This window comes from Rhodococcus sp. ACPA1 (genome assembly GCF_002300195.1).
In the GTDB taxonomy this organism is placed as follows: domain Bacteria; phylum Actinomycetota; class Actinomycetes; order Mycobacteriales; family Mycobacteriaceae; genus Rhodococcus_F; species Rhodococcus_F opacus.
Map to the genome: position 1 here is coordinate 1,111,641 of NZ_NSDX01000001.1, position 25,295 is coordinate 1,136,935.

The 25,295-nt window shown below is 67.4% G+C and carries 23 protein-coding genes; 21 read left to right on the forward strand and 2 right to left on the reverse strand.

What is annotated here, in order from left to right:
- Window positions 1–98: 98 nt before the first annotated feature.
- The gene (locus tag CJ177_RS04870) at window positions 99–359 is read left to right on the forward strand and encodes a WhiB family transcriptional regulator (RefSeq protein WP_166680705.1); all 261 of its coding nucleotides are present in this window, start codon (window positions 99–101) and stop codon (window positions 357–359) included.
- 1 nt (window position 360) lies between these two features.
- On the opposite strand, the gene CJ177_RS04875 is transcribed toward CJ177_RS04870, so the two are convergent.
- Window positions 361–852: a metallopeptidase family protein gene (locus CJ177_RS04875; protein WP_029539455.1), complete on the reverse strand. Its 492-nt coding sequence runs from the start codon at window positions 850–852 to the stop codon at window positions 361–363.
- Window positions 853–932: 80 nt separating this feature from the next.
- Here CJ177_RS04875 and CJ177_RS04880 point away from each other — a divergent pair, with 80 nt between their 5' ends.
- The 15 genes from CJ177_RS04880 (at window position 933) to secA (ending at window position 19,633) form a co-directional block, all read left to right on the forward strand.
- Window positions 933–1,328: a DUF3499 domain-containing protein gene (locus CJ177_RS04880; protein ID WP_025432287.1), complete on the forward strand. Its 396-nt coding sequence runs from the start codon at window positions 933–935 to the stop codon at window positions 1,326–1,328.
- Window positions 1,329–1,431: 103 nt separating this feature from the next.
- Window positions 1,432–2,799, forward strand: a complete 1,368-nt coding sequence (locus CJ177_RS04885; RefSeq protein WP_025432288.1) for a phosphomannomutase/phosphoglucomutase — start codon at window positions 1,432–1,434, stop codon at window positions 2,797–2,799.
- A 77-nt stretch (window positions 2,800–2,876) separates the two neighbouring features.
- Window positions 2,877–3,956 (forward strand): hypothetical protein, encoded by a 1,080-nt coding sequence (locus tag CJ177_RS04890; protein ID WP_025432289.1) that lies wholly within the window; start codon window positions 2,877–2,879, stop codon window positions 3,954–3,956.
- Window positions 3,956–5,188, forward strand: coding sequence for a mannose-6-phosphate isomerase, class I (gene manA, locus CJ177_RS04895; protein ID WP_005240047.1), 1,233 nt, complete (start codon window positions 3,956–3,958; stop codon window positions 5,186–5,188). Before CJ177_RS04890 ends, manA begins: the two co-directional genes overlap by 1 nt.
- Before the next feature lie 78 nt (window positions 5,189–5,266).
- Window positions 5,267–6,193: a cation diffusion facilitator family transporter gene (locus CJ177_RS04900; RefSeq protein ID WP_005240048.1), complete on the forward strand. Its 927-nt coding sequence runs from the start codon at window positions 5,267–5,269 to the stop codon at window positions 6,191–6,193.
- 28 nt (window positions 6,194–6,221) lie between these two features.
- Window positions 6,222–7,730, forward strand: a complete 1,509-nt coding sequence (locus tag CJ177_RS04905; RefSeq protein WP_005240049.1) for an amino acid permease — start codon at window positions 6,222–6,224, stop codon at window positions 7,728–7,730.
- An 84-nt stretch (window positions 7,731–7,814) separates the two neighbouring features.
- Window positions 7,815–8,435 (forward strand): TetR/AcrR family transcriptional regulator, encoded by a 621-nt coding sequence (locus CJ177_RS04910; protein ID WP_005240050.1) that lies wholly within the window; start codon window positions 7,815–7,817, stop codon window positions 8,433–8,435.
- A gap of 90 nt (window positions 8,436–8,525) precedes the next feature.
- On the forward strand, window positions 8,526–10,010 hold the full coding sequence (gene ahcY, locus CJ177_RS04915) for an adenosylhomocysteinase (protein WP_061041179.1): 1,485 nt from the start codon (window positions 8,526–8,528) through the stop codon (window positions 10,008–10,010).
- Between the two features lie 56 nt (window positions 10,011–10,066).
- The gene (locus CJ177_RS04920; RefSeq protein WP_095867356.1) at window positions 10,067–10,750 is read left to right on the forward strand and encodes a dTMP kinase; all 684 of its coding nucleotides are present in this window, start codon (window positions 10,067–10,069) and stop codon (window positions 10,748–10,750) included.
- 45 nt (window positions 10,751–10,795) lie between these two features.
- On the forward strand, window positions 10,796–11,473 hold the full coding sequence (gene mtrA / locus CJ177_RS04925; RefSeq protein WP_005240059.1) for an MtrAB system response regulator MtrA: 678 nt from the start codon (window positions 10,796–10,798) through the stop codon (window positions 11,471–11,473).
- The gene (gene mtrB, locus CJ177_RS04930) at window positions 11,470–13,242 is read left to right on the forward strand and encodes an MtrAB system histidine kinase MtrB (protein WP_005240060.1); all 1,773 of its coding nucleotides are present in this window, start codon (window positions 11,470–11,472) and stop codon (window positions 13,240–13,242) included. The genes mtrA and mtrB overlap by 4 nt, the downstream gene beginning before the upstream one ends.
- Entirely contained in the window at window positions 13,239–15,032 is a 1,794-nt protein-coding gene (lpqB, locus tag CJ177_RS04935; RefSeq protein ID WP_005240062.1) for an MtrAB system accessory lipoprotein LpqB, read from the forward strand. Before mtrB ends, lpqB begins: the two co-directional genes overlap by 4 nt.
- A 31-nt stretch (window positions 15,033–15,063) precedes the next feature.
- Window positions 15,064–15,762, forward strand: a complete 699-nt coding sequence (locus tag CJ177_RS04940) for a ComF family protein (protein ID WP_095867357.1) — start codon at window positions 15,064–15,066, stop codon at window positions 15,760–15,762.
- 171 nt (window positions 15,763–15,933) lie between these two features.
- On the forward strand, window positions 15,934–16,611 hold the full coding sequence (gene hpf, locus CJ177_RS04945; RefSeq protein ID WP_005240066.1) for a ribosome hibernation-promoting factor, HPF/YfiA family: 678 nt from the start codon (window positions 15,934–15,936) through the stop codon (window positions 16,609–16,611).
- A gap of 151 nt (window positions 16,612–16,762) precedes the next feature.
- Window positions 16,763–19,633 (forward strand): preprotein translocase subunit SecA, encoded by a 2,871-nt coding sequence (gene secA, locus CJ177_RS04950; protein ID WP_061041175.1) that lies wholly within the window; start codon window positions 16,763–16,765, stop codon window positions 19,631–19,633.
- A gap of 16 nt (window positions 19,634–19,649) precedes the next feature.
- Here the strand turns inward: secA and CJ177_RS04955 are convergent, their stop codons facing one another.
- A complete protein-coding gene (locus CJ177_RS04955; RefSeq protein ID WP_061041174.1) occupies window positions 19,650–20,174 on the reverse strand; it encodes an Rv3235 family protein in 525 nt (174 codons plus the stop codon).
- A 105-nt stretch (window positions 20,175–20,279) separates the two neighbouring features.
- Between CJ177_RS04955 and CJ177_RS04960 the strand changes: the two genes are divergently transcribed.
- The 5 genes from CJ177_RS04960 (at window position 20,280) to CJ177_RS04980 (ending at window position 25,204) form a co-directional block, all read left to right on the forward strand.
- Window positions 20,280–20,717: an HAD-IA family hydrolase gene (locus CJ177_RS04960; RefSeq protein ID WP_025432293.1), complete on the forward strand. Its 438-nt coding sequence runs from the start codon at window positions 20,280–20,282 to the stop codon at window positions 20,715–20,717.
- Window positions 20,711–22,135, forward strand: coding sequence for a wax ester/triacylglycerol synthase family O-acyltransferase (locus CJ177_RS04965; RefSeq protein ID WP_061041173.1), 1,425 nt, complete (start codon window positions 20,711–20,713; stop codon window positions 22,133–22,135). Before CJ177_RS04960 ends, CJ177_RS04965 begins: the two co-directional genes overlap by 7 nt.
- A gap of 30 nt (window positions 22,136–22,165) precedes the next feature.
- Window positions 22,166–22,678, forward strand: coding sequence for a hypothetical protein (locus CJ177_RS04970; RefSeq protein WP_009479537.1), 513 nt, complete (start codon window positions 22,166–22,168; stop codon window positions 22,676–22,678).
- Between the two features lie 91 nt (window positions 22,679–22,769).
- Entirely contained in the window at window positions 22,770–23,885 is a 1,116-nt protein-coding gene (locus CJ177_RS04975; protein ID WP_005240076.1) for a ferredoxin reductase, read from the forward strand.
- Between the two features lie 62 nt (window positions 23,886–23,947).
- A complete protein-coding gene (locus CJ177_RS04980; RefSeq protein ID WP_061041172.1) occupies window positions 23,948–25,204 on the forward strand; it encodes an acyl-CoA desaturase in 1,257 nt (418 codons plus the stop codon).
- Window positions 25,205–25,295: the final 91 nt, after the last annotated feature.

Genomic DNA, 25,295 nt, shown 5'->3' on the forward strand with positions numbered 1-25,295 from the left:
GTGTTCAAGAAGTCTGTGTGCAAGAAGGCAGTGTGAAAGAAATTCCTGTGCCGGAACTCGTCGCACAGGAAGTCGAGACGACGGGCCCCCGCCCGGCGTTGAGTCTGGTGACCGGTTTCGACGAACTGTTCGAGACCATCGAGGATCAGTGGCAGGAACGCGCGCTCTGTGCGCAGACCGACCCGGAGGCCTTCTTCCCCGAAAAGGGAGGCTCCACCAGGGAAGCGAAGCGCATCTGCCTGGGCTGTGAGGTGCGGGACGAGTGCCTCGACTACGCACTGGCCAATGACGAGCGGTTCGGTATCTGGGGTGGCCTGTCGGAGCGTGAGCGCCGGCGCCTGAAGCGGGGGATCGTCTAGTTCAGTCTTCGTCGCCCGGCAAATCCGGGTCGATGACCTCGGGTTCGACTCCGAGGTACGTACTCACCTGCTGTACGAGCACGTCGTGCACCAGGTCGGTGAGGTCGTCCGGGTCCTTGGCGCGCTGTTCGAGCGGTCGTCGGAACAGGACGACTCGCGCCCGCGTCGTGGATCCGTGCCGGTCGATGCCGGCCGGGATCAGTCGGGACAGTGGCACGGGCCCGTCCGCCACGACCTCGGCGGGCCAGTTGACCGAATCCGGGTCGAGCGCATGAATCTTCGGGACCTCGTCGACAGCGATGTCCAGCTTCGTCAGGCGTTCGCGCCAGCGCGCGTCGATCGGCGCGAATGCCTCGAGCACCACCAGATCGAACTTCTCTGCGCGGCTCCGTCGTGCCGGCGCGTCCGGAGGAAACACGGAGCCGCGGATTCCCCGTCCCCGTCGGTCGACGGATCGGGTGGTCACGGGACGCCTGCGTCGTGCTCTGGACATGGTGTGGACATTACGACAGCCGCACACTCTCGGTGTGTCCGAGTAGGTGTCGGGCCTTCGTGGGGCTAGGCTTCCTAGCTGTGAGATCTCTGCGTCGATGCTGCCGCCCCGGGTGCAAGAACCCCGCTGTCGCGACGCTCACGTACGTCTACTCCGACTCCACCGCCGTCGTCGGCCCGCTTGCCACGGTCGACGAGCCGCACTCGTGGGATCTGTGCGAAACGCACGCGTCGAGGATCACCGCACCCAAGGGCTGGGAACTGGTTCGGTACGAGGGTGGGTTCTCGTCGAGCACCCCGGACGAGGACGATCTGACCGCGCTGGCGGAGGCCGTGCGGGAGGCGGGCCTCGGCGATCGCGGGCGGTCCGAACGGGCCGTGTCCACCGAGGATCGCGCGGAGACCGGCACCCAGCCCAGCCCGGCGCGCACCGGTCGTCGCGGCCACCTGCGGGTACTTCCCGACCCTTCCAACTGACGTCCAGCCTGCTTCCGGGCCTGCGGTCCGCGGCGTGCCGTGCCCGCGACGGGCAGGCATTAGGCTTGCGCCAGCACTGGTGCTCGTAAAGGAGAAACAAGAAGTGGCGCGAACAGCCGAGTCCGTACATGCCGTGATCAAGGCTTACGACGTGCGGGGTGTCGTCGGTGAACACATCGACGCCGCGTTCGTGCAGGACGTGGGTGGCGCATTCGCACGACTCGTTCGCGAGGACAGCGCCACGAAGGTCGTGATCGGCTACGACATGCGCGCGTCGTCCCCGGAACTGGCCCGCGCATTCGCCGACGGCGTCACCGACCAGGGCCTGGACGTCGTCCTCATCGGACTCGCGTCCACCGATCAGCTGTATTTCGCTTCGGGGCTGTTCGACTGCCCGGGTGCGATGTTCACGGCGAGCCACAACCCGGCGAAGTACAACGGCATCAAGCTGTGCCGCGCAGGCGCGAAGCCGGTGGGCCAGGAGACGGGCCTCGCCACGATCGCGGCCGAGGTCGTCGACGGGGTTCCCGCGTTCGACGGCGCTCCCGGCACGGTGTCCGAGGAGGACGTGCTCGAGCAGTACGCGAGTTTCGTCCGCGGACTGGTGAACCTCTCCGACCTCCGCCCGCTGACGGTGGCCGTCGACGCGGGCAACGGCATGGGCGGGCACACCGTCCCCGCCGTGTTCGAGCCGATGCCGGTGAAGCTGGAACCGCTGTACTTCGAGCTCGACGGCACGTTCCCGAACCACGAGGCGAACCCGCTCGACCCGGCCAACCTCGTGGACCTGCAGCGGTACGTCCGTGAGACCGGTGCCGACATCGGTCTGGCGTTCGACGGCGACGCCGACCGCTGCTTCGTGGTCGACGAGCTCGGCAACCCGGTGTCGCCGTCCGCCGTCACGGCCCTGGTCGCCGAGCGGGAGCTGGCCAAGGAGCCCGGCGCGACCGTCATCCACAACCTCATCACGTCCCGCGCGGTGCCGGAGCTGGTGACCGAGCTGGGCGGACACCCGATCCGCACCCGGGTGGGGCATTCGTTCATCAAGCAGCAGATGGCCGAGACGGGCGCGATCTTCGGCGGCGAGCACTCCGCGCACTACTACTTCCGCGACTTCTGGGGCGCCGACTCCGGCATGCTCGCCGGACTGCACGTCCTCGCGGCACTGGGGGAGCAGGATCGTCCGCTGTCCGAGCTGATGGCGAAGTACGAGCGGTACGCGGCGTCGGGCGAGATCAACTCGACCGTCGCGGACGCCGCCGAACGGACCGACGCGGTGCTGTCGGCGTTCGCCGAGCGCACCACGGACGTGGATCGGCTCGACGGTGTCACGGTCGCACTGGCGGACGGCGCGTGGTTCAACTTGCGGGCCTCCAACACCGAACCGCTCCTGCGACTCAACGTGGAGGCGGCGACGGCGGCCGAGGTAGATGCACTCGTTACCGAGATACTGGGCATCGTCCGAGCCTGACTGCCATAGTTGGAAGTACAGGTTCTGCTCGTGCTGCGGATGTGGCTTGCACTGATGAAGAAAGGGGGTGCGGTGTCATGACAGCGCCGACGCCCCTGGTCGATCTGGACGACGGGGACGCACTGGTTGCGGCGGACACCGAGGGTGTGTTGCGATCCGCCGCCATGGGGGGTGCCCAGATCCGGGCCACCCGGTCCGCGGTCGAGGAGGGGGCGCTCGAACGACTGCAGGGGCTGCGTCCGCGCAGTGTGGTGGTGGTGACCGGTGCGGGGCGGGCCAGCCGCGGGGCGGCGATCCTGACGGCGGTCCTCGCCGAACGGATCGGTTTCCCGCTGGTGCGCGCCACCCGGACCCCCGTGTGGGTGGGCCCGCTCGACGTGGTCGTGGTGGCCGGCGACGACGCAGGCGACCCGCGGCTCGTGCAGGCCATCGACGCGGCGGTGCGCCGCGGCGCCGAAGTGGTGGTGGCGGCACCGGACGAGGGACCCTTGCAGGCCGCGGCGGCCGGACGCGTCGTCATGTTCGCGCCGCGGGTCCGGGCACTCACCCGGCACGGTCTGCTCCGGTACTTCGCCGTTCTGCTGGCCGTCCTCCGGGTGGTCGGTTCGGAACGCTGGGGTGACGAGGTTCCCGACCTCGAGCAGATCGCCGACGCCGTCGACGGTGAGGCGCTGCGCGACAGGCCGAACAGCGAGGTGTTCCACAATCCCGCGAAATCGTTGGCCTCCCGCATGCAGGGACGCCGTATCGTGCTCACGGGCGATACGGAGAGCACGGTGGAACTGGCCCGGCACGGCGCCGAGGCGCTGCTGCACGCGGGCCGGGTGGCGACCGCGTCGGAGCTTCCGGACGTTCTGAGCGCGGCGGGCACGTTCCGTGTCGACCAGGCGCTCTCCGCGCACGACTCGATATTCCACGATCCCGAGTTGGACGGTCCACCGTCGGCGAGCCCGGTGCGCACGTTCGTGTTGTCGGCCGACGCCGATCGGATGCTCGTCGAACGCCGGATCGCCGCTCTGGGCGACGTCGATCTCGTCGTCGCGTCCTCGGACGAGGGTCAGGTTCCGTCGCAGCGTCCCGAGCTGGAACAGGCGGCGGTTCTCGTCGGCAGGCTCGACATGACTGCCGCGTATCTCCAGTTGATCGGCGGTATCTAGTGCACCGACTCGAAGGTGCGCTCCGGTCCTACGCGTGGGGATCGCGCACAGCCATCGCACAGCTGCGTGGACTTCCGGTTCCCACGGCGCATCCGGAGGCGGAACTGTGGTTGGGCGCGCACCCGGGTGACCCGGCCCGCGTCCTCACGGAGGAGGGCCCCCGGTCCCTTCTGGACCTGGTGCACTCGGAACCCGAACGCCAGCTCGGCAAGCGGAGTGTGGAGACGTTCGGCGAACGTCTCCCGTTCCTGCTGAAGTTGCTCGCGTCGGAGGAACCACTGTCGTTGCAGGCCCATCCGAGCGCCGAGCAGGCGTGGGAGGGTTTCGCCCGGGAGAACGAAGCGGGAATTCCGCTCGAATCCTCGGTGCGCAACTACAAGGACGCCAGCCACAAACCGGAACTCGTCGTGGCCCTCAGCCGGTTCCACGCGCTCGCCGGTTTCCGGGACCCGCAGCGGACCGTCAAACTGCTCGAGGCGATCGCGGTTCCGGAGCTGCAGCCCTACGCCGGCCTGATTGCCGGGCAACCCGACTCGGACGGTCTCCGCGCGTTGTTCACCACGTGGATCACGTTGCCGCAGCCGGTGCTCGGCGCACTGATGCCGAGGGTGCTCGACGGATGCGTCGCCTATCTGTCGAACACCAAGGACGGTGAGTTCGCGGCGGAGATCCGCACCGCCCTCGAATTGAGTGAGGTGTACCCGGGGGATGCGGGGGTGCTGGCCGCGCTCCTCCTGAACCGGGTCACCCTCGAACCAGGGCAGGGCCTGTACCTCGACGCGGGCAACCTCCACGCCTACCTGCACGGGATGGCCGTCGAGATCATGGCCAACTCCGACAACGTGCTGCGCGGGGGACTCACGCCCAAGCACGTGGACGTTCCGGAGTTGCTGCGCGTCCTCGACTTCGACACCGTCGACATTCCGATACTGGAAGCGGAAGAACGCCCGGGCCGTGGCGAATTCGTGTACTCCACACCGGCGCCGGAATTCGTCCTCGCGCGGATCGATCTGTCGCCGGACGGCCCCACGGAGCACCGGCTCGACTCGGAGGGGCCCCACATTCTGCTGTGCACCTCGGGTTCGGTGGAGTTGCGGTGCGGAACCGATGCCCTCGACCTGTCCCAGGGCAACGCCGTCTGGATCGCGGCCGAGGACCCCGAAGTCGTGGTGACCGCGGGCACCGAGTCCGCCCAGTTGTTCAGTGCGAGGGTCGGCCCGCCGATCGCGTAGCCTGTGACCCGCCCTGCGATCCGAGAAGGGCTCCGCGGCCCGTCGTGAGGGTCGTGTGCGACCGAGAGGAGAAGTCAGTTGTCGGCTCATGGGGGAAAGAAGGCGATTCTCGCCGCGCTCGGCGCCAATGCCGGTATCGCGGTAGCCAAGTTCGCCGGCTTCCTGATCACCGGCTCGTCGTCGATGCTGGCGGAATCCGTGCACTCGGTGGCCGACACCTCCAACCAGGGCCTGCTCCTGCTCGGCCAGAAGAAGGCCGAACGCGCCGCCGACGACCTGCACCAGTTCGGTTACGGGCGTAGCCGCTACTTCTACTCGTTCGTCGTCGCGCTCGTGTTGTTCAGCCTCGGTTCGCTGTTCGCGATCTACGAGGGCATCCACAAGATCCAGCACCCCGAGGAACTCACGTCGCCCCTCGTGGCGGTGGTCATCCTGGTAATCGCCATCGGGCTCGAGGCGTTCAGCTTCCTCACCGCCGTGCGGGAGTCGCGTCCCCTCAAGGGGCAGGCGAGCTGGTGGGGATTCATTCGCACGTCGCGCAGCCCGGAGCTTCCCGTCGTGCTGCTCGAGGATACCGGCGCACTGGTCGGTCTGGTCCTCGCGCTCGGTGGTGTCGGACTGACGATGCTCACCGGGGATCCGGTGTGGGACGGTGTCGGCACCCTCTGTATCGGCGCCCTGCTCGGAATCATCGCGATCATCCTCATCGTCGAGATGCAGAGCCTGCTGATCGGTGAAGGAGCCACCGCCGACGAGGAGTCGCGCATTCTCGCCGCCCTCGTCGACGGCGAGAAGATCGAGCGCGTCATCCACTGCAAGACGCAGTACCTCGGACCCGAGGAAATTCTCGTGGCCGCGAAAGTGGCGGTGGCCGCCGGATCGGACATCAGCGCCGTCGCCGAGGCCATCGACGAGGCCGAGGCGCGAGTGCGCGGCGCGGTCCCCGCGGCTCGCCGCATCTACATCGAACCCGACCTGTTCCGGGCAACCGAAGGCATAGGCTGAACGGCAACTTTCGATTGAGGAGGCTGATGTGGCCATCCAGGACAAAGGCAGCGGAGAACCGCACCTAGGCGGCAGGCCGACCGGATTGTTCCGCACCAAGTCGATCGAGCAGTCGATCCGAGACACGGACGAACCGGAAACCAAACTCCGCAAGGATCTGACGGCGTGGGACCTGACCGTCTTCGGCGTGGCCGTCGTCATCGGTGCCGGCATCTTCACGCTCACCGCGCGCACCGCAGGCAACGTCGCCGGTCCGTCCGTGTCGGCGGCGTTCGTGATCGCCGCCATCGCGTGCGGGCTCGCCGCGCTCTGCTACGCCGAGTTCGCCTCGACCGTTCCGGTCGCGGGCAGCGCGTACACGTTCTCGTACGCGACTTTCGGTGAGCTGATCGCGTGGATCATCGGCTGGGACCTCATCCTCGAATTCGCGCTCGCCGCGTCGGTCGTGGCGAAGGGCTGGTCGCTCTATCTCGGTGAGGTGATCGGCAACCACACCCCGGTGGCGCAGCTCGGCTCGGTCACGTTCGACTGGGGTGCGGTACTCATCGTCGCGATCATCACCGTCGTGCTGGCGACGGGCACCAAGCTGTCGTCGCGGGTCTCACTCGTGATCACCTCGATCAAGGTGGCCGTGGTGCTCGTCGTGGTGGTGGTCGGCGCGTTCTACATCGACACCGACAACTACTCCCCGTACATCCCTCCGTCCGAGGCGGGCAGCACGGGCGAGGGCATCCACCAGTCCCTGTTCTCCTACGTCACGGGCGCCGGCGGCAGCACGTTCGGCTGGTACGGCCTGCTGGCGGCGGCGAGCCTGGTGTTCTTCGCGTTCATCGGTTTCGACATCGTCGCCACCACCGCCGAGGAGACGAAGGATCCGCAGAAGGCGTTGCCCCGCGGAATTCTGGGATCGCTGCTGATCGTGACGATCCTGTACGTGGCGGTGACGCTGGTGCTCACCGGCATGGTCGACTACCACGAATTGGCCGGGGACAGTTCCAATCTGGCCACCGCTTTCGGCATCCACGGGATCACGTGGGCGAAGAACCTGATCTCGTTCGGTGCGCTCGCGGGCCTCACCACCGTGGTGATGGTGCTGATGCTCGGGCAGACCCGGGTTCTGTTCGCCATGTCCCGGGACGGACTGATGCCCAGGCGCCTGGCGCCGACCGGCAAGCACGGCACACCTGTTCGGATCACCGTGCTCGTCGGTGTCGTGGTTGCCGTGCTCGCGGGCATCTTCCCGATCGGCACCCTCGAGGAAATGGTCAACATCGGAACGCTGTTCGCGTTCGTCCTCGTGTCGATCGGCGTGATCGTGCTGCGCCGGACACGACCGGACCTGCCCCGCGGATTCCGTGTCCCACTGGTTCCGTGGGTGCCCATCCTCGCCGTCCTCGCCTGCCTGTGGTTGATGGTGAATCTGTCGGTCGAGACGTGGATCCGGTTCATCGTGTGGATGGCGCTCGGCGTGATCATCTACTTCGCCTACAGCCGCCGCCATTCGATGATGGAGAGACGAAGCCGCGGCGAGGTCTGACACGCAACGGGATTCGGCGTCCGGTGGCCGGAGCGGCAGTACCGGGCGAGTACCCCGGAGGCGGCGGGCACTAATGTCTTCGCCATGACTTCGTCGCGTGTCCGGGTGCCCTATCAGGAGGCTGCGCGGCTGCTGCTGCGTCAGTCGGTGCTCGATGCGATGCGGGATCTCCTGTTCGAGAAGGACTGGTCGGACATCACGATGTCGGATGTCGCGGCCGGTGCCGGGGTGAGCAGGCAGACGCTCTACAACGAGTTCAAGTCGCGGCAGGGGCTGGCGGAGGCGTACGCCCTCCGGCTGGCCGACGAACTGGTCGACGCGGTCGACGAGGCGCTCGAGGCGAACGTCGGGGAAGGCCGCGCCGCGCTGCTTTCCGGATTCACCGCGTTCTTCGCAGCCAGCCTGTCCGACCCGCTCGTGCAGTCACTTCTGCGCGGCGAGACCAAGCCCGATCTGCTGCGTCTGATCACGACCGAGAGCGCGCCGATCATCGAGCGGGCGTCGACGCGGCTCGCCGACGTTTTCCAACGGGGCTGGGTGCGGGCGAACCCGTCGGACGCGGGGATTCTCAGCCGCGCCATCGTGCGCCTCGCTATGAGTTACATCTCGATGCCACCCGAATCCGAGGCCAACGTCGCCGAGGATCTGGGTGCTCTTCTGGGGCCTTTCGTGGACGAGGCGGTCGACGGGGCCGATCGGGAGTGACCGCCCCGCGGCGCAGCCTCACGTGAGTGTGACCCTCGGGCCGCAGTACCGATAGCCTTGACCGAAACAGCAGTCAACCAGGAGAGGCAGATGACGACCTCAGTTTCAACCACGCCCGTGGCCGAGAGCCGAAACGGGATCGATTTCAAGGTGGCGGACCTTTCGCTCGCCGAGTTCGGCCGCAAGGAGATCCGGCTCGCCGAGCACGAGATGCCGGGACTGATGGCGCTTCGCCGCGAGTACGCAGAGGTGCTGCCGCTCAAGGGTGCTCGCATTTCCGGTTCGCTGCACATGACCATCCAGACGGCCGTCCTCATCGAGACGCTCACCGCGCTGGGCGCCGAGGTCCGCTGGGCCTCGTGCAACATCTTCTCGACGCAGGATCACGCCGCCGCCGCGATCGTCGTCGGCCCGCACGGCACGCCCGAGGCGCCGCAGGGCACCCCGGTCTTCGCGTGGAAGGGCGAGACGCTCGAGGAGTACTGGTGGGCCGCCGAGAAGATGCTCACCTGGCCGGACGCCGACAAGCCCGCGAACATGATCCTCGACGACGGCGGCGACGCCACGATGCTCGTCCTCAAGGGCGCGCAGTTCGAGAAGGCCGGCGTCGTGCCGCCCACCGACGACGAGCAGGATTCCGACGAGTACAAGGTGTTCCTCGCCCTGCTGCGTCAGTCCCTCGAAGCGGACAAGACCAAGTGGACCAAGGTTGCGGAGTCGGTCCAGGGCGTCACCGAGGAGACCACGACCGGTGTCCTGCGTCTCTACCAGGTCGCGGCCGCCGGTGAACTCACGTTCCCGGCCATCAACGTCAACGACTCGGTCACCAAGAGCAAGTTCGACAACAAGTACGGCACCCGGCACTCGCTGCTCGACGGCATCAACCGCGGCACCGACGTCCTGATCGGCGGCAAGGCCGCGCTCGTTTGCGGTTACGGCGACGTCGGCAAGGGTTGCGCGGAGGCTCTGCGCGGGCAGGGTGCCCGCGTCGCGGTCACCGAGGTCGACCCCATCAACGCCCTCCAGGCGCTGATGGACGGCTTCGAGGTGAAGACGGTCGAGCAGGCCATCGGCTGGGCCGACATCGTCATCACGTCCACGGGCAACAAGGACATCATCACGTTCGAGCACATGAACCAGATGAAGCACCAGGCCATCCTGGGCAACATCGGCCACTTCGACAACGAGATCGACATGGCCGGCCTCGAGCGTTCCGGCGACGTCACCCGCATCAACATCAAGCCGCAGGTGGACGAGTTCCGGTTCAAGGACGGCCACTCGATCATCGTGCTGTCCGAGGGCCGCCTGCTGAACCTCGGTAACGCCACCGGCCACCCCTCGTTCGTGATGAGCAACAGCTTCTCCAACCAGGTGATCGCGCAGATCGAACTGTGGACGAAGCCGGAGGAGTACGACAACGAGGTGTACCGCCTCCCGAAGCACCTCGACGAGAAGGTCGCGAAGATCCACGTCGAAGCGCTCGGTGGCACGCTCACCAAGCTCACGAAGGAGCAGGCGGAGTACATCGGCGTCGACGTCGAGGGCCCGTTCAAGCCTGAGCACTACCGGTACTAGAGATCGCGGCGTCCCCCGGTCCGTCGCGTACGGGCCGGGGGATACCCTTCTTCCTCGTGGGAAAACTGATTGCGCTGGAAGGCCTGGACGGCGCGGGCAAGCGAACACTCGTCGGCGCAGTGGTGACACGCCTCACCGAACAGGGCCTGGCGGTCGGCACCCTCGACTTTCCGCGGTACGGCAGGTCCGTGCACGCCGATCTGGCGTCCGAGGCGCTCAAGGGCGCGCACGGTGACCTCAGCGACTCCGTGCACGCGATGGCCGTGATGTTCGCGCTGGACCGGTCCGGCGCCGTCGGGGAACTGTCGGCGCTGCTCGCCGAACACGATCTGGTGATTCTCGACCGCTACGTGGCGTCCAACGCCGCGTACGGTGCGGCCCGGTTGCATCAGGGGGCGGACGGGGAGTTCGTCGGCTGGGTGGGGAACCTCGAATTCGAGCGGCTGGGGCTGCCCCGGCCCGACCTGCAGCTGTATCTGGACGTTCCCGTGGCACTCGCCGAGCAACGCGCCCGCGGCCGTGAATCGGCGGATGCGAGCCGGTCGCTCGACGCCTACGAGCGCGACCGTGGACTGCAGGAACGCACCGGCGAGGTGTACCGGGAGCTGGCCGTGAAGGACTGGATTTCGCCGTGGTGGGTGCTCACCCCGGACACCGATCCGGTCACGCTCGCCGAAAACCTGGCACTCTTGAGTGACGACACGGCACGCCGTGACGAGAAAGAACACGGCACGCCGTAACGGCGAACGGGCTGTTACGGCCTCCGAAGATGCAACGATAGGGACATGAAGCCAAGGATTCTGGTTGTCGACGACGACACTGCGCTCGCGGAGATGCTCACGATCGTCCTCCGCGGCGAAGGATTCGATCCGTATGTGGTGGGGGACGGGACCCAGGCGCTCACCGCGGTCCGGGAGACACGCCCGGACCTGGTGCTGCTCGACCTGATGCTGCCCGGCATGAACGGCATCGACGTGTGCCGGGTCCTGCGCGCCGATTCCGGTGTCCCCATCGTGATGCTGACCGCGAAGACGGACACCGTCGACGTGGTCCTCGGATTGGAATCCGGCGCGGACGACTACATCATGAAGCCGTTCAAGCCGAAGGAGCTGGTGGCGCGGGTCCGGGCACGGCTTCGCCGGACCGAGGACGAGCCGGCCGAGCTGCTCAGCATCGCAGACATCGTCATCGACGTCCCCGCCCACAAGGTGAGCCGGGGCGAAGAACTGATCTCCCTCACCCCCCTCGAGTTCGACCTCCTGGTGGCTCTGGCGCGCAAACCGCGACAGGTGTTCACCCGTGAGGTCCTGCTCGAGCAGGTGTGGGGTTACCGACATGCAGCCGACACCCGACTGGTCAACGTGCACGTTCAGCGTCTGCGGGCCAAGGTCGAGACTGATCCCGAGAATCCCGAAGTGGTTTTGACGGTCAGGGGGGTCGGCTACAAGGCCGGACCGCCGTGACAGGTGTTTCCCGATGGCGGCGTCGTGTCAACCGACGCGTTTCGCCGATCCTTCGGTGGGGTCACTCACTGAGCAATACCCTCGCGCACACGTGGCGTCGTTCGCTGCAGCTGAGGGTCGTCGTCTCGACGTTGACGTTGTCGCTCATCGTCATCGTCGTGCTCGGCGTCGTGCTGACGAGCCAGATCACCGACCGTCTGCTCGAAACGAAGATCAACGCGGCGACCGAGGAGATGGACCGTGCCCGCAGCACGGTCGAGGGGCAGCTGGCAGGCGCGGACGACAGTAGTTCGCCCACCACCCAGCTCGACGGTGCCCGGGCGGCGCTGACGAACCGGGAGCCCGACGCCGGTCAGGCGTCGGGGTCGGCGGGAACGTTCGATCCTGTGCTGATCGTACCCGGTGACGGCCCTCGCGCACCGACGTCCAGCGGTCCGGCGGACCAGATCCCGGAGTCACTGCGGGCGTTCGTCCAGGCCGGTCAGGTGGCCTACCAGTTCGCCACGGTCAACGATCCCGAAGGCTATTCGGGGCCGGCGCTGATCGTCGGGAGCCCGACCGCATCCGCGATCTCCACGCTCGAGCTGTATCTGGTGTTCCCGCTGGCCAGTGAGGACCGCAGTCTGTCGCTGGTTCGCGGCACGCTGCTGGTGGGTGGTGCGGTGCTGGCCGTGCTGCTCGCGGCCATCGCGCTCCTCGTCGCCCGGCAGGTGGTTCTGCCGATCCGGTCGGCGTCCCGGATCGCGGTGCGCTTCGCCGACGGCCGGCTGAAGGAACGCATGCCCGTGCGCGGCGAGGACGACATGGCCCGGCTGGCGATGTCGTTCAACGAGATGGCGGAGAGCCTGTCCAAACAGATCACTCAGCTCGAGGAGTTCGGAAACCTCCAGAAGAGATTCACCTCCGACGTGAGCCACGAGCTGCGGACACCGCTGACGACGGTGCGCATGGCGGCCGATCTCATCCACGACGGCAGCGACGATCTCGACCCTGTGCTCCGGCGGTCGTCGGAGTTGCTGGTCGCCGAACTCGACCGGTTCGAGGGGCTGCTTGCCGACCTCCTCGAGATCAGCAGGCACGACGCCGGTGTCGCGGAACTGGCCGCCGAGCAACTCGACGTCCGGATGTGTGCGCGTGCGGCGGTCTCGACGGTCCGTCACCTGGCGCGCGAGAGCGGGACCGAACTGATCGTGGACCTGCCCGATCAGGCAGTCATGGCCGAGGTGGACCCGCGTCGCGTGGAACGCATTCTGCGGAACCTCCTCGCGAACGCGATCGATCACGGAGAAGGCAAACCGGTGCTGCTGCGCCTGCGCGCCGACGACAGCGCTGCGGCGTTCATCGTGCGCGACCAGGGCGTGGGGCTGCGGCCGGGCGAGGAGAAGCTGGTGTTCAACAGGTTCTGGCGGTCCGATCCGTCGCGTGTGCGACGGTCGGGCGGTACCGGCCTCGGGCTCGCGATCAGTGTGGAGGATGCGAATCTCCACGACGGCAGGCTCGAGGCGTGGGGCGAACCCGGCCAAGGCGCCTGCTTCCGGCTGACGCTGCCGCGGGTGCGGGGCCGCAAGGTTGTGTCGAGCCCGCTGCCGTTGAAACCGGGAACCGCGAAATACGTTCAAGGGCAGCCTGTCCCGGGCGACACCACGTTGCCGGTGCGCAACGAGAGCCCGGAGACGGTGGCCGACGAATCCCGCACGGTTCCCCAGAAGCGCGAGCGTGCGCACGTCGGTGACCGAGACGGTTCGCACCTTCCGGAGCAGGACCTGTGACGCCCCGTCGGCGATCCGCCCTGCTGTCGCGGTCGGTGTGCGGAGCGATCGTCCTCGCGGTGCTCGTGACCGTCAGCGGGTGCGCGAGCCTCCCGGATTCCTCCACACCGCAGGCGATCGGCACGATCAACCGTGACTCGCCGGGATCGAGCGTCGCGGCCCCCGCGCCGGGGCGTGAACCCGACCTGCTGCTCCGCGACTTCTTCAAGGCCAGCACGGACCCGACCGACCGGCATCTGGCGGCCCGCCAATTCCTCACCGCCGGGGTGTCCGGCAGCTGGGACGACGCGGCCAGCGCGACCATCGTCGACAAGGTCGACGTGCTGCCGGAGACCCGGTCCGCCGACAAGGCGACGTACACGATCCGCGCCAACAAGGTGGGGCAGCTCGAGCCCGGCGGACTGTACGTGGCGGAGGAGGGCAGCTTCGAGACGAAGATCAGCCTCGAGCTACTCGACGGGGAGTGGCGGATCTCCGAGCTCCCCGCCGGCGTGATCCTGGACCGGGCACAGTTCCTGAACACCTATCAGCGCAAATCGCTGTACTTCCTCGATCCGGCCGGGACGACGGTCGTGCCGGATCCGCGCTGGGTGTCGGGCGCCCAGGACCAGATGGCGTCGCAGCTGATCGGCCTGCTGATCGACGGGCCGAAGGCCGCCCTCGCCCCGGCCGTGCGCAACGAGCTCGGCGACGGCGTGTCGGTGCGGGGGCCGATCACGAAGGCCGACGGCCGCACCGCGCAGGTGGGGGTGGGGCTCGGCGGCATCCGGATCGATTTCGCCGGCGTGCCGCCCATGGACGCGCAGGCGAAGCAGCTGTTCGCGGCACAGGTGATCTGGACGCTGGCCAACGCGGAGATCTCGGGCCCCTACGTGCTGCTCGCCGACGGCGAGCCCTTCGACGAGCGGTTCCCGAACGGGTGGACCACCGCCGACGTCGCGTCGATGAATCCGTTCGCGACCTCGAGCGCCACCGTGGGGCTGCACGCGCTGCGCGAGGGGTCGATGGTGAGCGTCACCGAGACCGGCGTCACCCCGGTGCCCGGGTACTTCGGTTCGGCCCGCAACATGCGTTCGCTCGCGCTGTCGCAGGACGGAAAGCTGGTCGCCGCGGTCGCGGACACCGGACGTCCCGCCCCGGAACCCGCGAGTTCGCTGATGGTCGGCGCCTACGAGGACGGTGCCGCGTCGGTGCTCGAAGGCGGCGCGATCACCCGCCCGACATGGGCGCCCGACAATTCGGCGATCTGGGCAGCGGTCAACGGCAACACGGTGATTCGGGTGTTGCGCGAGCCCGGCACCGGCCGGACGTCGGTGGTCAACGTCGACGCCGGCGCCGTCACCGCGCTGGGTGCCACGATCACCGAGTTGCGGCTGTCCCGCGACGGGGTGCGCGCGGCACTGATCGTCGACGGCAAGGTCTACCTCGCGATCGTCACCCAGATGCCGGGTGGTGAGTACGCTTTGACGAATCCCCGAGCGGTCGCGATCGGTCTGGGCAGCCCGGCGCTGTCCTTGGACTGGAGCACGAGCGACACGATCGTCGTCGCGCGCGCGGCCTCGGACATCCCGGTCGTGCAGGTGGCCGTCGACGGTTCGCGGATGGACGCGCTGCCGAGCCGTAACCTGACCGCGCCGGTGGTGGCCGTGGACGCGTCGACGACCACGGAGTTCGTCGCCGACTCCCGGGCGGTGTTCCAGTTGAACAACAACGATCCGGCGGGCGACCGGTACTGGCGGGAGGTTCCCGGATTGACGGGTGTGAAGGCGATCCCGGTCCTGCCGGGCTGAGGCTGTCGGTGCGGTCGCCGATACTGCCCGCATGCGCGCCCTGCCCGGCCTCCGGAGCCTGCTCGACCTGATCCTGCCCGGCGAATGCGGCGGGTGCGGGGTGCCGGGCACTCAGTGGTGTGCTCGCTGCGCCACGGAGTTGGCCGACGACCCCGTGCTGCTCCGGCCCCGCGTGGATCCCGGGGTCGGGGTGTGGGCCCTCGGACCGTACTCGGGTGCCCGCCGTCGGGCTGTGATCGCCGCGAAGGAACGCGGGCGGCGTGATCTCGCTGCGCCCCTCGGATCCGCCGTCGCGGGCGCCCTGGGCCGTCTGCAGCAGTGGGGTGAACTCGACCCGCCGGACGTGGCCCCGGTGGTTCTGGTGCCGGCTCCGACGCGTCCCCGGGCCGCCCGTGCACGCGGCGGCGACCCCGTCACCCGGATCGCCGTCGCCGCGGTGGGAGGCAGACGCGTGTGCCCCGCGCTCGTGATGCGACGCGCCGTGCGCGATTCGGTCGGACTGAGCGCAGATCAACGTCGAGTAAACCTCGAGGGTGGTGTCCGGTTGACGCGCAGCGGTCAAGTATTCGCGCGGCATCTCGCGTCGGAACCGGATGCACTGCACCGCATCTCGGTGGTCCTGCTGGATGACGTGTCGACCACCGGGGCGACCGCCGCCGAGTCGGTCCGGGTGCTGTCGCGAGTGGGTATCCGAGTGAGCGCGGTGGTCGTCGTGGCGGGTGTCAGATGAAATTCTGCCGAACAGTGGCACTCGCGCGCGTTACGTACTAGCGTCGCGGACACACCCGAAAACACAGGTAGGAGGTGGAACTTCGAACCTGGTGCCGGGCGGACCCCCTTCCGGCATTGCTCAAACTCGCCGCCGCCCATCAAGGGGCGGGGCCGTAATCGGGAGGTACGAGTGACGACCCCTTCGCAAGCCTCGGTTTTCGTCGACGACCGCACAACGGATGCACAAGAGAAGACGGATACCCCCAACGCCGAGATCGTCGTCAAGGGACGCAACGTCGAGGTACCCGACCACTTCCGCGTGTACGTCTCCGAGAAGCTGTCGCGCCTCGAGCGCTTCGATCCCTCCATATTCCTGTTCGATGTCGAACTTCACCACGAACCCAATCGACGCCAGAGGAAAAACTGCCAGCGCGTCGAGATCACTGCCCGAGGCAAGGGGCCGGTAGCCCGAGCCGAGGCATGCGCCGACAGCTTCTATGCAGCATTCGAGTCGGTGACCGCCAAGCTCGAGAGCAGGCTCCGCCGCACCAAGGATCGCAAAAAGGTCCACTACGGGGAAAAGACCCCGGTGTCGGTGGCGGAGGCCACCGCCGCACTCGCCGAGGACGACAGTCTCGGCATCAGTCCCGACATCTCCCTGGACGGTCAGATGCCGGACGAGCACACACCGGGTCATGTCGTGCGTACCAAGGAACACAAGGCCACGCCGATGACCGTCGACGATGCTTTGTACGAGATGGAGCTGGTAGGACACGATTTCTTCCTGTTCCACGACAAGGAGTCGGACAAGGCGTCCGTCGTCTACCGGCGGCACGCGTTCGACTACGGATTGATCCGTCTGGCGTGATGTACTCCCGTTCCGCCTGACGATCCGAGCGGTCGGTCTACTCGTCCGATCGCGGAAGCGCCTACCATGGAATCCGGCCGGGGTTCTCGGACCTCCGGCCGGATTTTGTGTGTCACCCATCCACTGCCGAAGATTGAGGACGAACAAGACTGTGCCGTCGCTGTCGCTATCGAAGCTGCTCCGTGTTGGTGAAGGTCGCATGGTCAAGCGGCTCAAGCACATCGCCGACCACGTTTCCTCGCTGTCGCCCGAGGTCGAAGACCTGACCGACGAGCAACTCCGCGCGAAGACCGAGGAGTTCCGCGCCCGCTACCGCGACGGCGAGACGCTCGACGAGCTGCTGCCCGAGGCGTTCGCGGTCGCCCGCGAGGCGTCCTGGCGGGTCATCGACCAGCGGCACTTCCACGTGCAGATCATGGGCGGCGCCGCCCTCCACTTCGGCAACATCGCCGAGATGAAGACGGGTGAGGGCAAGACCCTGACCTGCGTGTTGCCCGCGTACCTCAATGCGATCGCCGGTGACGGCGTGCACGTCGTCACGGTCAACGACTACCTCGCCAAGCGCGACTCCGAGTGGATGGGCCGCGTCCACCGCTTCCTCGGCCTCGACACCAGCGTGATCCTGTCCGGCATGTCGCCGGCCGAGCGTCGCGCAGCCTATGCGGCCGACATCACATACGGCACCAACAACGAGTTCGGGTTCGACTACCTGCGCGACAACATGACGCACTCCCTGGACGATCTCGTCCAGCGCGGTCACAGCTTCGCCGTCGTCGACGAGGTCGACTCCATCCTCATCGACGAGGCCCGGACCCCCCTCATCATCTCCGGCCCCGCCGACGCCTCGAGCAAGTGGTACGCGGAATTCGCGCGCATCGCGCCGCTGCTCAAGCGTGACGTGCACTACGAGGTCGACATCCGCAAGCGCACCATCGGCGTCCACGAGGCCGGCGTCGAGCTCGTCGAGGACCAGCTCGGCATCGACAACCTGTACGAGGCCGCCAACTCGCCGCTCGTGAGCTACCTGAACAACGCCATCAAGGCCAAGGAGCTCTACACGAAGGACAAGGACTACATCGTCCGCGACGGCGAAGTGATCATCGTCGACGAGTTCACCGGCCGCGTCCTCGTCGGCCGCCGCTACAACGAGGGCATGCACCAGGCGATCGAGGCCAAGGAGAAGGTCGAGATCAAGGCCGAGAACCAGACCCTCGCCACGATCACGCTGCAGAACTACTTCCGTCTCTACGACAAGCTGTCGGGCATGACGGGTACGGCCGAGACCGAGGCCGCCGAGCTGCACCAGATCTACAACCTCGGCGTCATCCCGATCCCCACCAACCGGCCGATGGTCCGCGTCGACAACGGCGACCTGATCTACAAGACCGAGGAAGCCAAGTTCGACGCCGTCGTCGACGACGTGGTGGAGCGGCACGAGAAGGGCCAGCCCGTTCTGATCGGTACCACCAGCGTCGAGCGGTCCGAGTACCTGTCGAAGCAGTTCACCAAGCGCGGCGTGGCGCACAACGTGCTGAACGCGAAGTTCCACGAGCAGGAAGCCCAGATCATCGCCGAGGCCGGCAGGTCGGGCGCCGTCACCGTGGCGACCAACATGGCCGGTCGTGGCACCGACGTCGTGCTCGGCGGCAACCCCGACATCATCGCGGACATCGCGCTCCGCAAGCAGGGACTCGACCCCGTCCACACGCCCGACGACTACGAGGCGGCGTGGGACGACGTCCTCGACCAGGTCAAGGCCGAGGTGAAGGCCGACGCGGACAAGGTTCGTGAGGCGGGCGGACTGTACGTCCTCGGCACCGAGCGGCACGAGTCCCGGCGTATCGACAACCAGTTGCGCGGCCGCTCCGGCCGTCAGGGGGATCCGGGTGAGTCGCGCTTCTACCTGTCGCTCGGCGACGAGTTGATGCGACGGTTCAACGGCGCGGCACTCGAGTCGATCATGACCCGGCTCAACCTGCCCGACGACGTTCCCATCGAGGCGAAGATGGTCTCGAAGGCCATCAAGAGCGCTCAGACGCAGGTCGAGCAGCAGAACTTCGAGATCCGCAAGAACGTCCTCAAGTACGACGAGGTGATGAACCAGCAGCGCACGGTCATCTACAACGAACGCCGCCAGATCCTCGAAGGCAAGGACATGGAGGGCCAGGTCGAGAAGATGATCACCGACGTGGTCACCGCCTACGTCGACGGCGCCACCGCAGAGGGATACGTCGAGGACTGGGATCTCGAACAACTGTGGACGGCCCTCAAGACGCTGTACCCGGTCGGCCTCGACTACAAGGAACTGGTCGGCGACGGCGACGACGGTGAGACCAACGACATCACCGCCGACGAGCTGCGCGAGACCCTGCTGAAGGACGCGCACGACGCCTACGCCCGGCGCGAGGCCGAGATCGACGGCGTCGCCGGCGAGGGATCGATGCGCGAACTGGAGCGTCGCGTCCTGCTGAGCGTGCTCGACCGCAAGTGGCGCGAACACCTCTACGAGATGGACTACCTCAAGGAGGGCATCGGCCTGCGGGCGATGGCCCAGCGTGATCCGCTCGTCGAGTACCAGCGCGAAGGTTTCGACATGTTCGGCGGCATGCTCGAGGGCCTGAAGGAGGAGTCGGTCGGATTCCTGTTCAACCTTCAGGTCGAGGCGGCCGCCCCGCAGGCGGCACAGGCCCCGGGCGTCAGCGTCACCGCGGCTTCCGCAGCGGCGACGGCGTCGGCCTCGCCCGCGCCGGCAGCCCCGCGGCCACTGCCCACCCAGGAGGCGGCGCAGCAGGCGCAGGGCACGGCGGCACCGTCCGCCCTCCGCGCGAAGGGACTGGACGACGGCGAGCCCCGCGGGCTCACGTACTCCGGGCCTGCCGAGGACGGCAACGCCCAGCTCAGCCGCCGCGGAGCCGCCGAATCGGACGATGCCGCCGACGCCGGAACCCGTCGTCAGCGGCGTGAGGCCGCGCGGTCGCAGTCCAAGGGCAAGAAGGCCCCGCGGACCAAGCGCAAGCGCTGACCGCAGAAGAAGACGATCAGCCGATCACCAGCGAGGTGACGGTCCAGCCCGTGTCGGACTGCTGTTCGACACGGGCTGCGATCACGAAGATCCGCGGTCCCCGGCCGTAGGTGCCGAAGGCCTCGAACGCGCACGGCTCCACCGCGCGCAGGTGCACGCGGACGAGCGTCGCGACACCGAGTCGCCGGGCGGGCGACTCCGACAGCGCGAGCGTGCGCACGACGTCGACGAGCGACGGCGTCACCAGCGGCCGCAATTGCCGTACATTGCGGCGCCGATCCAGCACTTCGAGGACGAGCCGGAACGCCTGCTCCGTGAACCGCTGGACGTCCGGCGAGGGAAGAGGCAGCGTTCCCGTCTGCGTCGTGGCGGTGCGTGGCGACGCCCCCGAGTGGGGCGACGAGCGGTGCCTGCCGCGCCCGGACGCGTGACGCCCGCCCGACGGCGCCGCCGAACGCCCCGGCAGAGGCGGTGCGGGAACGTCACCGGCTGCCGGCTCGAAGCGCGGCACCCGTGACAGGAACGTGTAGGACTCACTCATTTCTTACCCCCCGGTTTCGGCATGAGACGGCCGTCGTAGCGGTCATACTCGCACGGATCCCGTCGTCGTGTCGCCGAACCGGGGAGCGGACCCTAGGGTGGGGACGTGCGGGGATTGATATTGGACTTCGGAGGCGTTCTCGCGGGTCCCGGTTCGGACATGGACGGCCTGTCGTCCGTCCTCGCCGGTGCCCGGAGTCGTGGGGTGCGGACCGCGATCCTCAGTAACGATCCCGGTGGTCCCGGCGCGCAGTGGCTGCGGGAACTCGGTGACGGCCGGCTGGTCGATCAGGTCGTGCTGTCCGGGGATGTCGGTGTCGCCAAACCTGATCCGCGGATCTACCGGCTGACGGCCGACGCGCTCGGTCTGGCCCCGGGGGACTGTATCTTCGTCGACGACCTGTCGGCCAATGTCCGGGGTGCGGTTGCCGTCGGGATGGTGGGTATCCACCACGTCGACGGCGGCGCCACCGCGGACGAGATAGCGATACTTCTCGAGGTCGATCGAGACGGGATGCAAGGGGGACAGGCGCCGACATGGTGACGAGACTGACTACGCAGGACGCGTCGTTCTATTTTCTCGAGGCGAGCAGTACGCCGATGCACGTGGGTTCGCTCGCGATCTTCCGCAAGCCGCGAAACGGGTTGTCCTACGAGGAATTACTGAGCCTCGTCGAGGAACGTCTGAGCCTGGTACCCCGTTACCGGCAGAAGGTGCGGGAGGTCGCGCTGGGTCTGTCGCGGCCGGTCTGGGTGGACGACCAGGACTTCGACATCGAGTACCACGTCCGGCGGTCGGCGCTGCCGAAGCCCGGATCGGATGCCCAGTTGCACGATCTGGTCGCACGGCTCACGTCCCGGCCGCTCGACAACACGCGACCGCTGTGGGAGATGTACCTGGTGGAGGGGTTGTCGAACAATCGCTTCGCCATCTTCACGAAGTCCCATTCCTCGCTGGTCGACGGTGAGACGGCGCTCGAGATCGGTCAGGTGATTCTGGACCCGGCGAAGACCCGGCGGCCCATGGCCGAGGAACTGTGGATGCCGAGCCCAGCCCCCAGCGAGTCCACTCTCATCGCCGGGGCGCTGGCGGAGATGGTGGCGCGGCCGGGCGAAGGGCTGGCGGCGCTGCGGATGACGTTGGGTGACATGGCGTCTGCGCTCGGTGAGACCGTGCGCGCCGTCGGTAAGGTCGCCGCCGTCGTGCGCACCGCCACGCAGGTGGCGCCCACGAGTCCGCTGAACGCGACCATTTCACGCAATCGGCGCTTCGCGGTGGTCAAGACCGAACTCGGTGACTACCGGAAGATCCGCGCGCAGTACGGGTGCGAGGTCAACGACGTCATCCTCGCCGTCGTGTCGGGTGCGATGCGGTACTGGCTGCTCTCCCGCGGCGAGCCGGTGGCCGAGTCGACCACGGTCCGGGCCATGGTCCCGATGTCCGTGTACGCGACGGATCCCGAGGCCGACGACGAGGCGTCACGCCGCGGCGAGTGGGCGGATCCGCGGAGCATGGTGTCGTCGTTCCTCATCGACCTGCCGGTCGGGGAACCGAATGCCGTGGTGCGGCTGTCGCACGTGGCGCACGCCATGGAGGCGCACGCCAAGCAGAGCCAGCGGGTCACCGCGGAGACCCTCGTGCGTTTGTCGGGATTCGCGCCCGCCACGCTGCACGCGATGAGTGCCCGTGTCGCCAGCAGCTTCTCGCAGCGGATGTTCAACCTGATGATCACCAACGCGCCGGGACCGCAGCTGCCGCTGTACGTCGGCGGTGCGCGGATGCTCGAGATGTATCCGGTGTCGCCGCTGCTGAAAAACCAGACTCTGAGCATCGGCCTGACGTCCTACGACGGCAACGTCTACTACGGTTTGAATGCAGACCGTGACGCCATGGCCGACGTGGACGTGGTGGCGGCGCTGCTGTACGAATCTCTCGAGGAGTTGTTGGATGCCAGCCGGTGAGAAGTCCGCGGTGCGAATGACGGGTGACGCATGACGAGGGTGTACGTTCCCGCGACGATCGAGATCCTCCAGCGGCTCGTCGCCGACCGGGAGTTCGATCCGATGAGCCGGACCGCCTTCGCCGTCACTCCCACCCTCCGCGAGGCGTACTCGTCGGGCGACGACGAAGAACTGGCCGAGGTCGCGATGGCCGAGGCCGCCCGGGCCTCGCTGCGACTGATCGCGGGCCGGGTGGGGGAGAGCGGGAGCGACGGGGTTCGCTTCCGTCGCGCCGTGGTCGCCGCGGACGTGGACGACGTGACGCCGCGGCCGGACCTCGACGACGCCGTGGTCCGGCTGCCCGGCCCCGTGACGATCGGCACGGTCGCGTCGGTGCACGTGGATCTCGCGGAGGCGGAGCCGGACATCGAACGGGCCGTGTCGGCGATCGACGAGGCGGATCTGGGGGACCCCGACGCCGAGTTCGTTCTCGGTGACGCGGAGGATCATGTCCTGGCGTGGTACGCCACTCAGGAGCTTCCGTTCCTCCTCGAACTACTCTGACCGGTGCGTCCTCTTACCTCGGGGTAACCTACGGTACCGTAACTTGATAACCTACGGTAGCGTAGGTCATGACGGAAAAGGTGGAGGTCGGATGGGTCTGAAGGATTGGATCGAGGCGCCCGCAGCAGCGGTTGTGCCCGCCAAGCGGTCCAAGCTCAATTGGTTGCGGGGTGCGGCGGCACGGCTCACGACGCCGTTGCTGCCCGACGACTACCTACATCTTGCCAACCCACTGTGGTCGGCTCGCGAACTGCGCGGACAGATCGTGGAGGTGCGCGCGGAGACCGCGGACTCGGCCACGATCGTCATCAAGCCGGGCTGGGGATTCGACTTCGACTACGAGCCCGGCCAGTACATCGGCATCGGTCTGCACATCGACGGACGCTGGCACTGGCGCTCGTACTCCCTCACCTCGCCGCCGAACTGGGACGACAAGCTCATCTCCATCGCCGTCAAGGCGATGCCCGAGGGGTTCCTGTCGAGTCACCTCGTCAACGGTGTGCCCTCGGGAACGATCGTGCGGCTCGCGACCCCCACGGGCAACTTCGCGCTGCCCGACCCGCCGCCGCAGCGGATCCTGTTCCTCACCGCGGGCAGCGGCATCACTCCCGTCATGGCGATGCTGCGCACGATGAACCGGCGCGGTCAGCTTCCCGACGTCTTCCACGTCCACTCCGCCCCCACCGACGCCGACGTGATGTTCGCCGACGAACTCACCCGGCTCCACGAGGAGCACGACGACTTCCGGTGCAAGATCCAGCTCACCCGCAGCCAGGGCAAGTTCGCGTTGTCCTCGCTCGACGACGTGTGTCCCGACTGGCGCGAACGGCAGACGTGGGCGTGCGGGCCGCTGCCGATGCTCGACGAGATCGAGACGCTGTGGCGTGACGAGGGCATCGAGGACAAGTTGCACCTCGAGCGGTTCGCCGTCTCCCGCGCGGACACGTCCGGCGAGGGCGGGACCGTCACGTTCGCCAAGGCCGACAAGACCGTGACGATCGACGGTGCCACCACTCTTCTCGAGGCGGGTGAGCAGGTCGGGGCACTGATGCCGTTCGGCTGCCGGATGGGTATCTGCCAGACCTGTGTCGTGCCGATTCTCGCCGGGCACGCCATCGACCTGAGGTCCGGTAAGCAGCACGCCGAAGGTGACCGAGTCCAGACTTGTATCTCCGCGGCGGCAGGGGACTGCACGCTCGACGCGTAAGCGTGGGCGTGTTGTTCACCTGACTCCGCTATTCTCGGACTCTCACCAGACGGAGGAGCACGGTGGCGATCACCGACATCAAAGAGTTCGCGCATCTGACCGAAGCGGACATCGAATCGCTCGGGCGTGAGTTGGATGCGATCCGGCTCGACGTGGAGGATTCGCGGGGCGTTCGCGACGCCCGCTACATCCGCCGGGCCATCAGGGCGCAACGGCTGTTGGAGCTCGGTGGCCGGGTTGCGTTGTTCGGAAGCCGCTATCGCCCGGCCTGGCTCGCGGGCACCGCGATGCTGTCCCTCTCGAAGATCATCGAGAACATGGAACTCGGCCACAATGTGATGCACGGCCAGTGGGACTGGATGAACGATCCGGAGATCCACTCCATGTCGTGGGAGTGGGATCAGACGGGCCCCTCGGAGCATTGGAAGCGGGCGCACAACTACTCCCACCACACGTTCACCAACATCGTGGGAATGGATTCCGATGTGGGGTTCGGCATCCTCCGGATGACCCGCGACGAGGAGTGGCGGCCGATCAATCTGCTGCAGCCGTTCGCCAACATCATCCTGGCCGCCACGTTCGAGTGGGGGATCGCGCTCCACGACCTCACCTTCGCGGCCGAGCTCGAGGGCGCGGAGAAGGGTCAGCTCAATTCCCAGGCCAACAAGGATTTCGGTCGCAAGATCTTCCGTCAGGTCGGCAAGGACTTCCTTCTGTTCCCGGTGCTCGCGGGGCCGGCGTGGAAGTCGACGCTGACGGCCAACGCCACCGCCAATCTCGTGCGGAATCTGTGGGCCTATGTGGTGATCTTCTGCGGGCACTTCCCGGACGGTGCCGAGAAGTTCACGGTGGACGAGTACGAGAACGAGACCCGGCACGAGTGGTATCTCCGGCAGATGCTCGGCAGCGCCAATTTCGATTCCGGCAAGGTCATGGGTTTCATGAGCGGCAATCTCAGCTACCAGATCGAGCATCACCTGTTCCCGGACCTGCCGAGCAACCGGTACCCCGAGATCGCCGTGAAGGTGCGGGCGCTGTGCGAGAAGTACGACCTGCCGTACACCACGGGTTCGCTCGCCAAGCAGTACCTGCTGGCTCTGCGCACGATCCACAAGCTCGCCCTGCCCGACCGGTTCCTGCGGGCGACGGCGGACGACGCCCCGGAGACGTCCTCCGAACGGAAGTTCCGCGACGCCCGTGATGCGGGTGCCGCCATGGTCGAGACGTTGCGCACGGATCCCGTCACGGGGCAGCGGCGGGGTCTGCTGTCGGCGTTGCGCGCTCGCGCGGAGGCCAAGATTCCTCGACGCCGACGGTGATTTCACTCACACCTACACTCAGGTAACCTACGGTGTCGTAACTTACGGTACGGTAGGTCGAGTCAGCGCCCTTCGGGTGTGAACTGTCGAC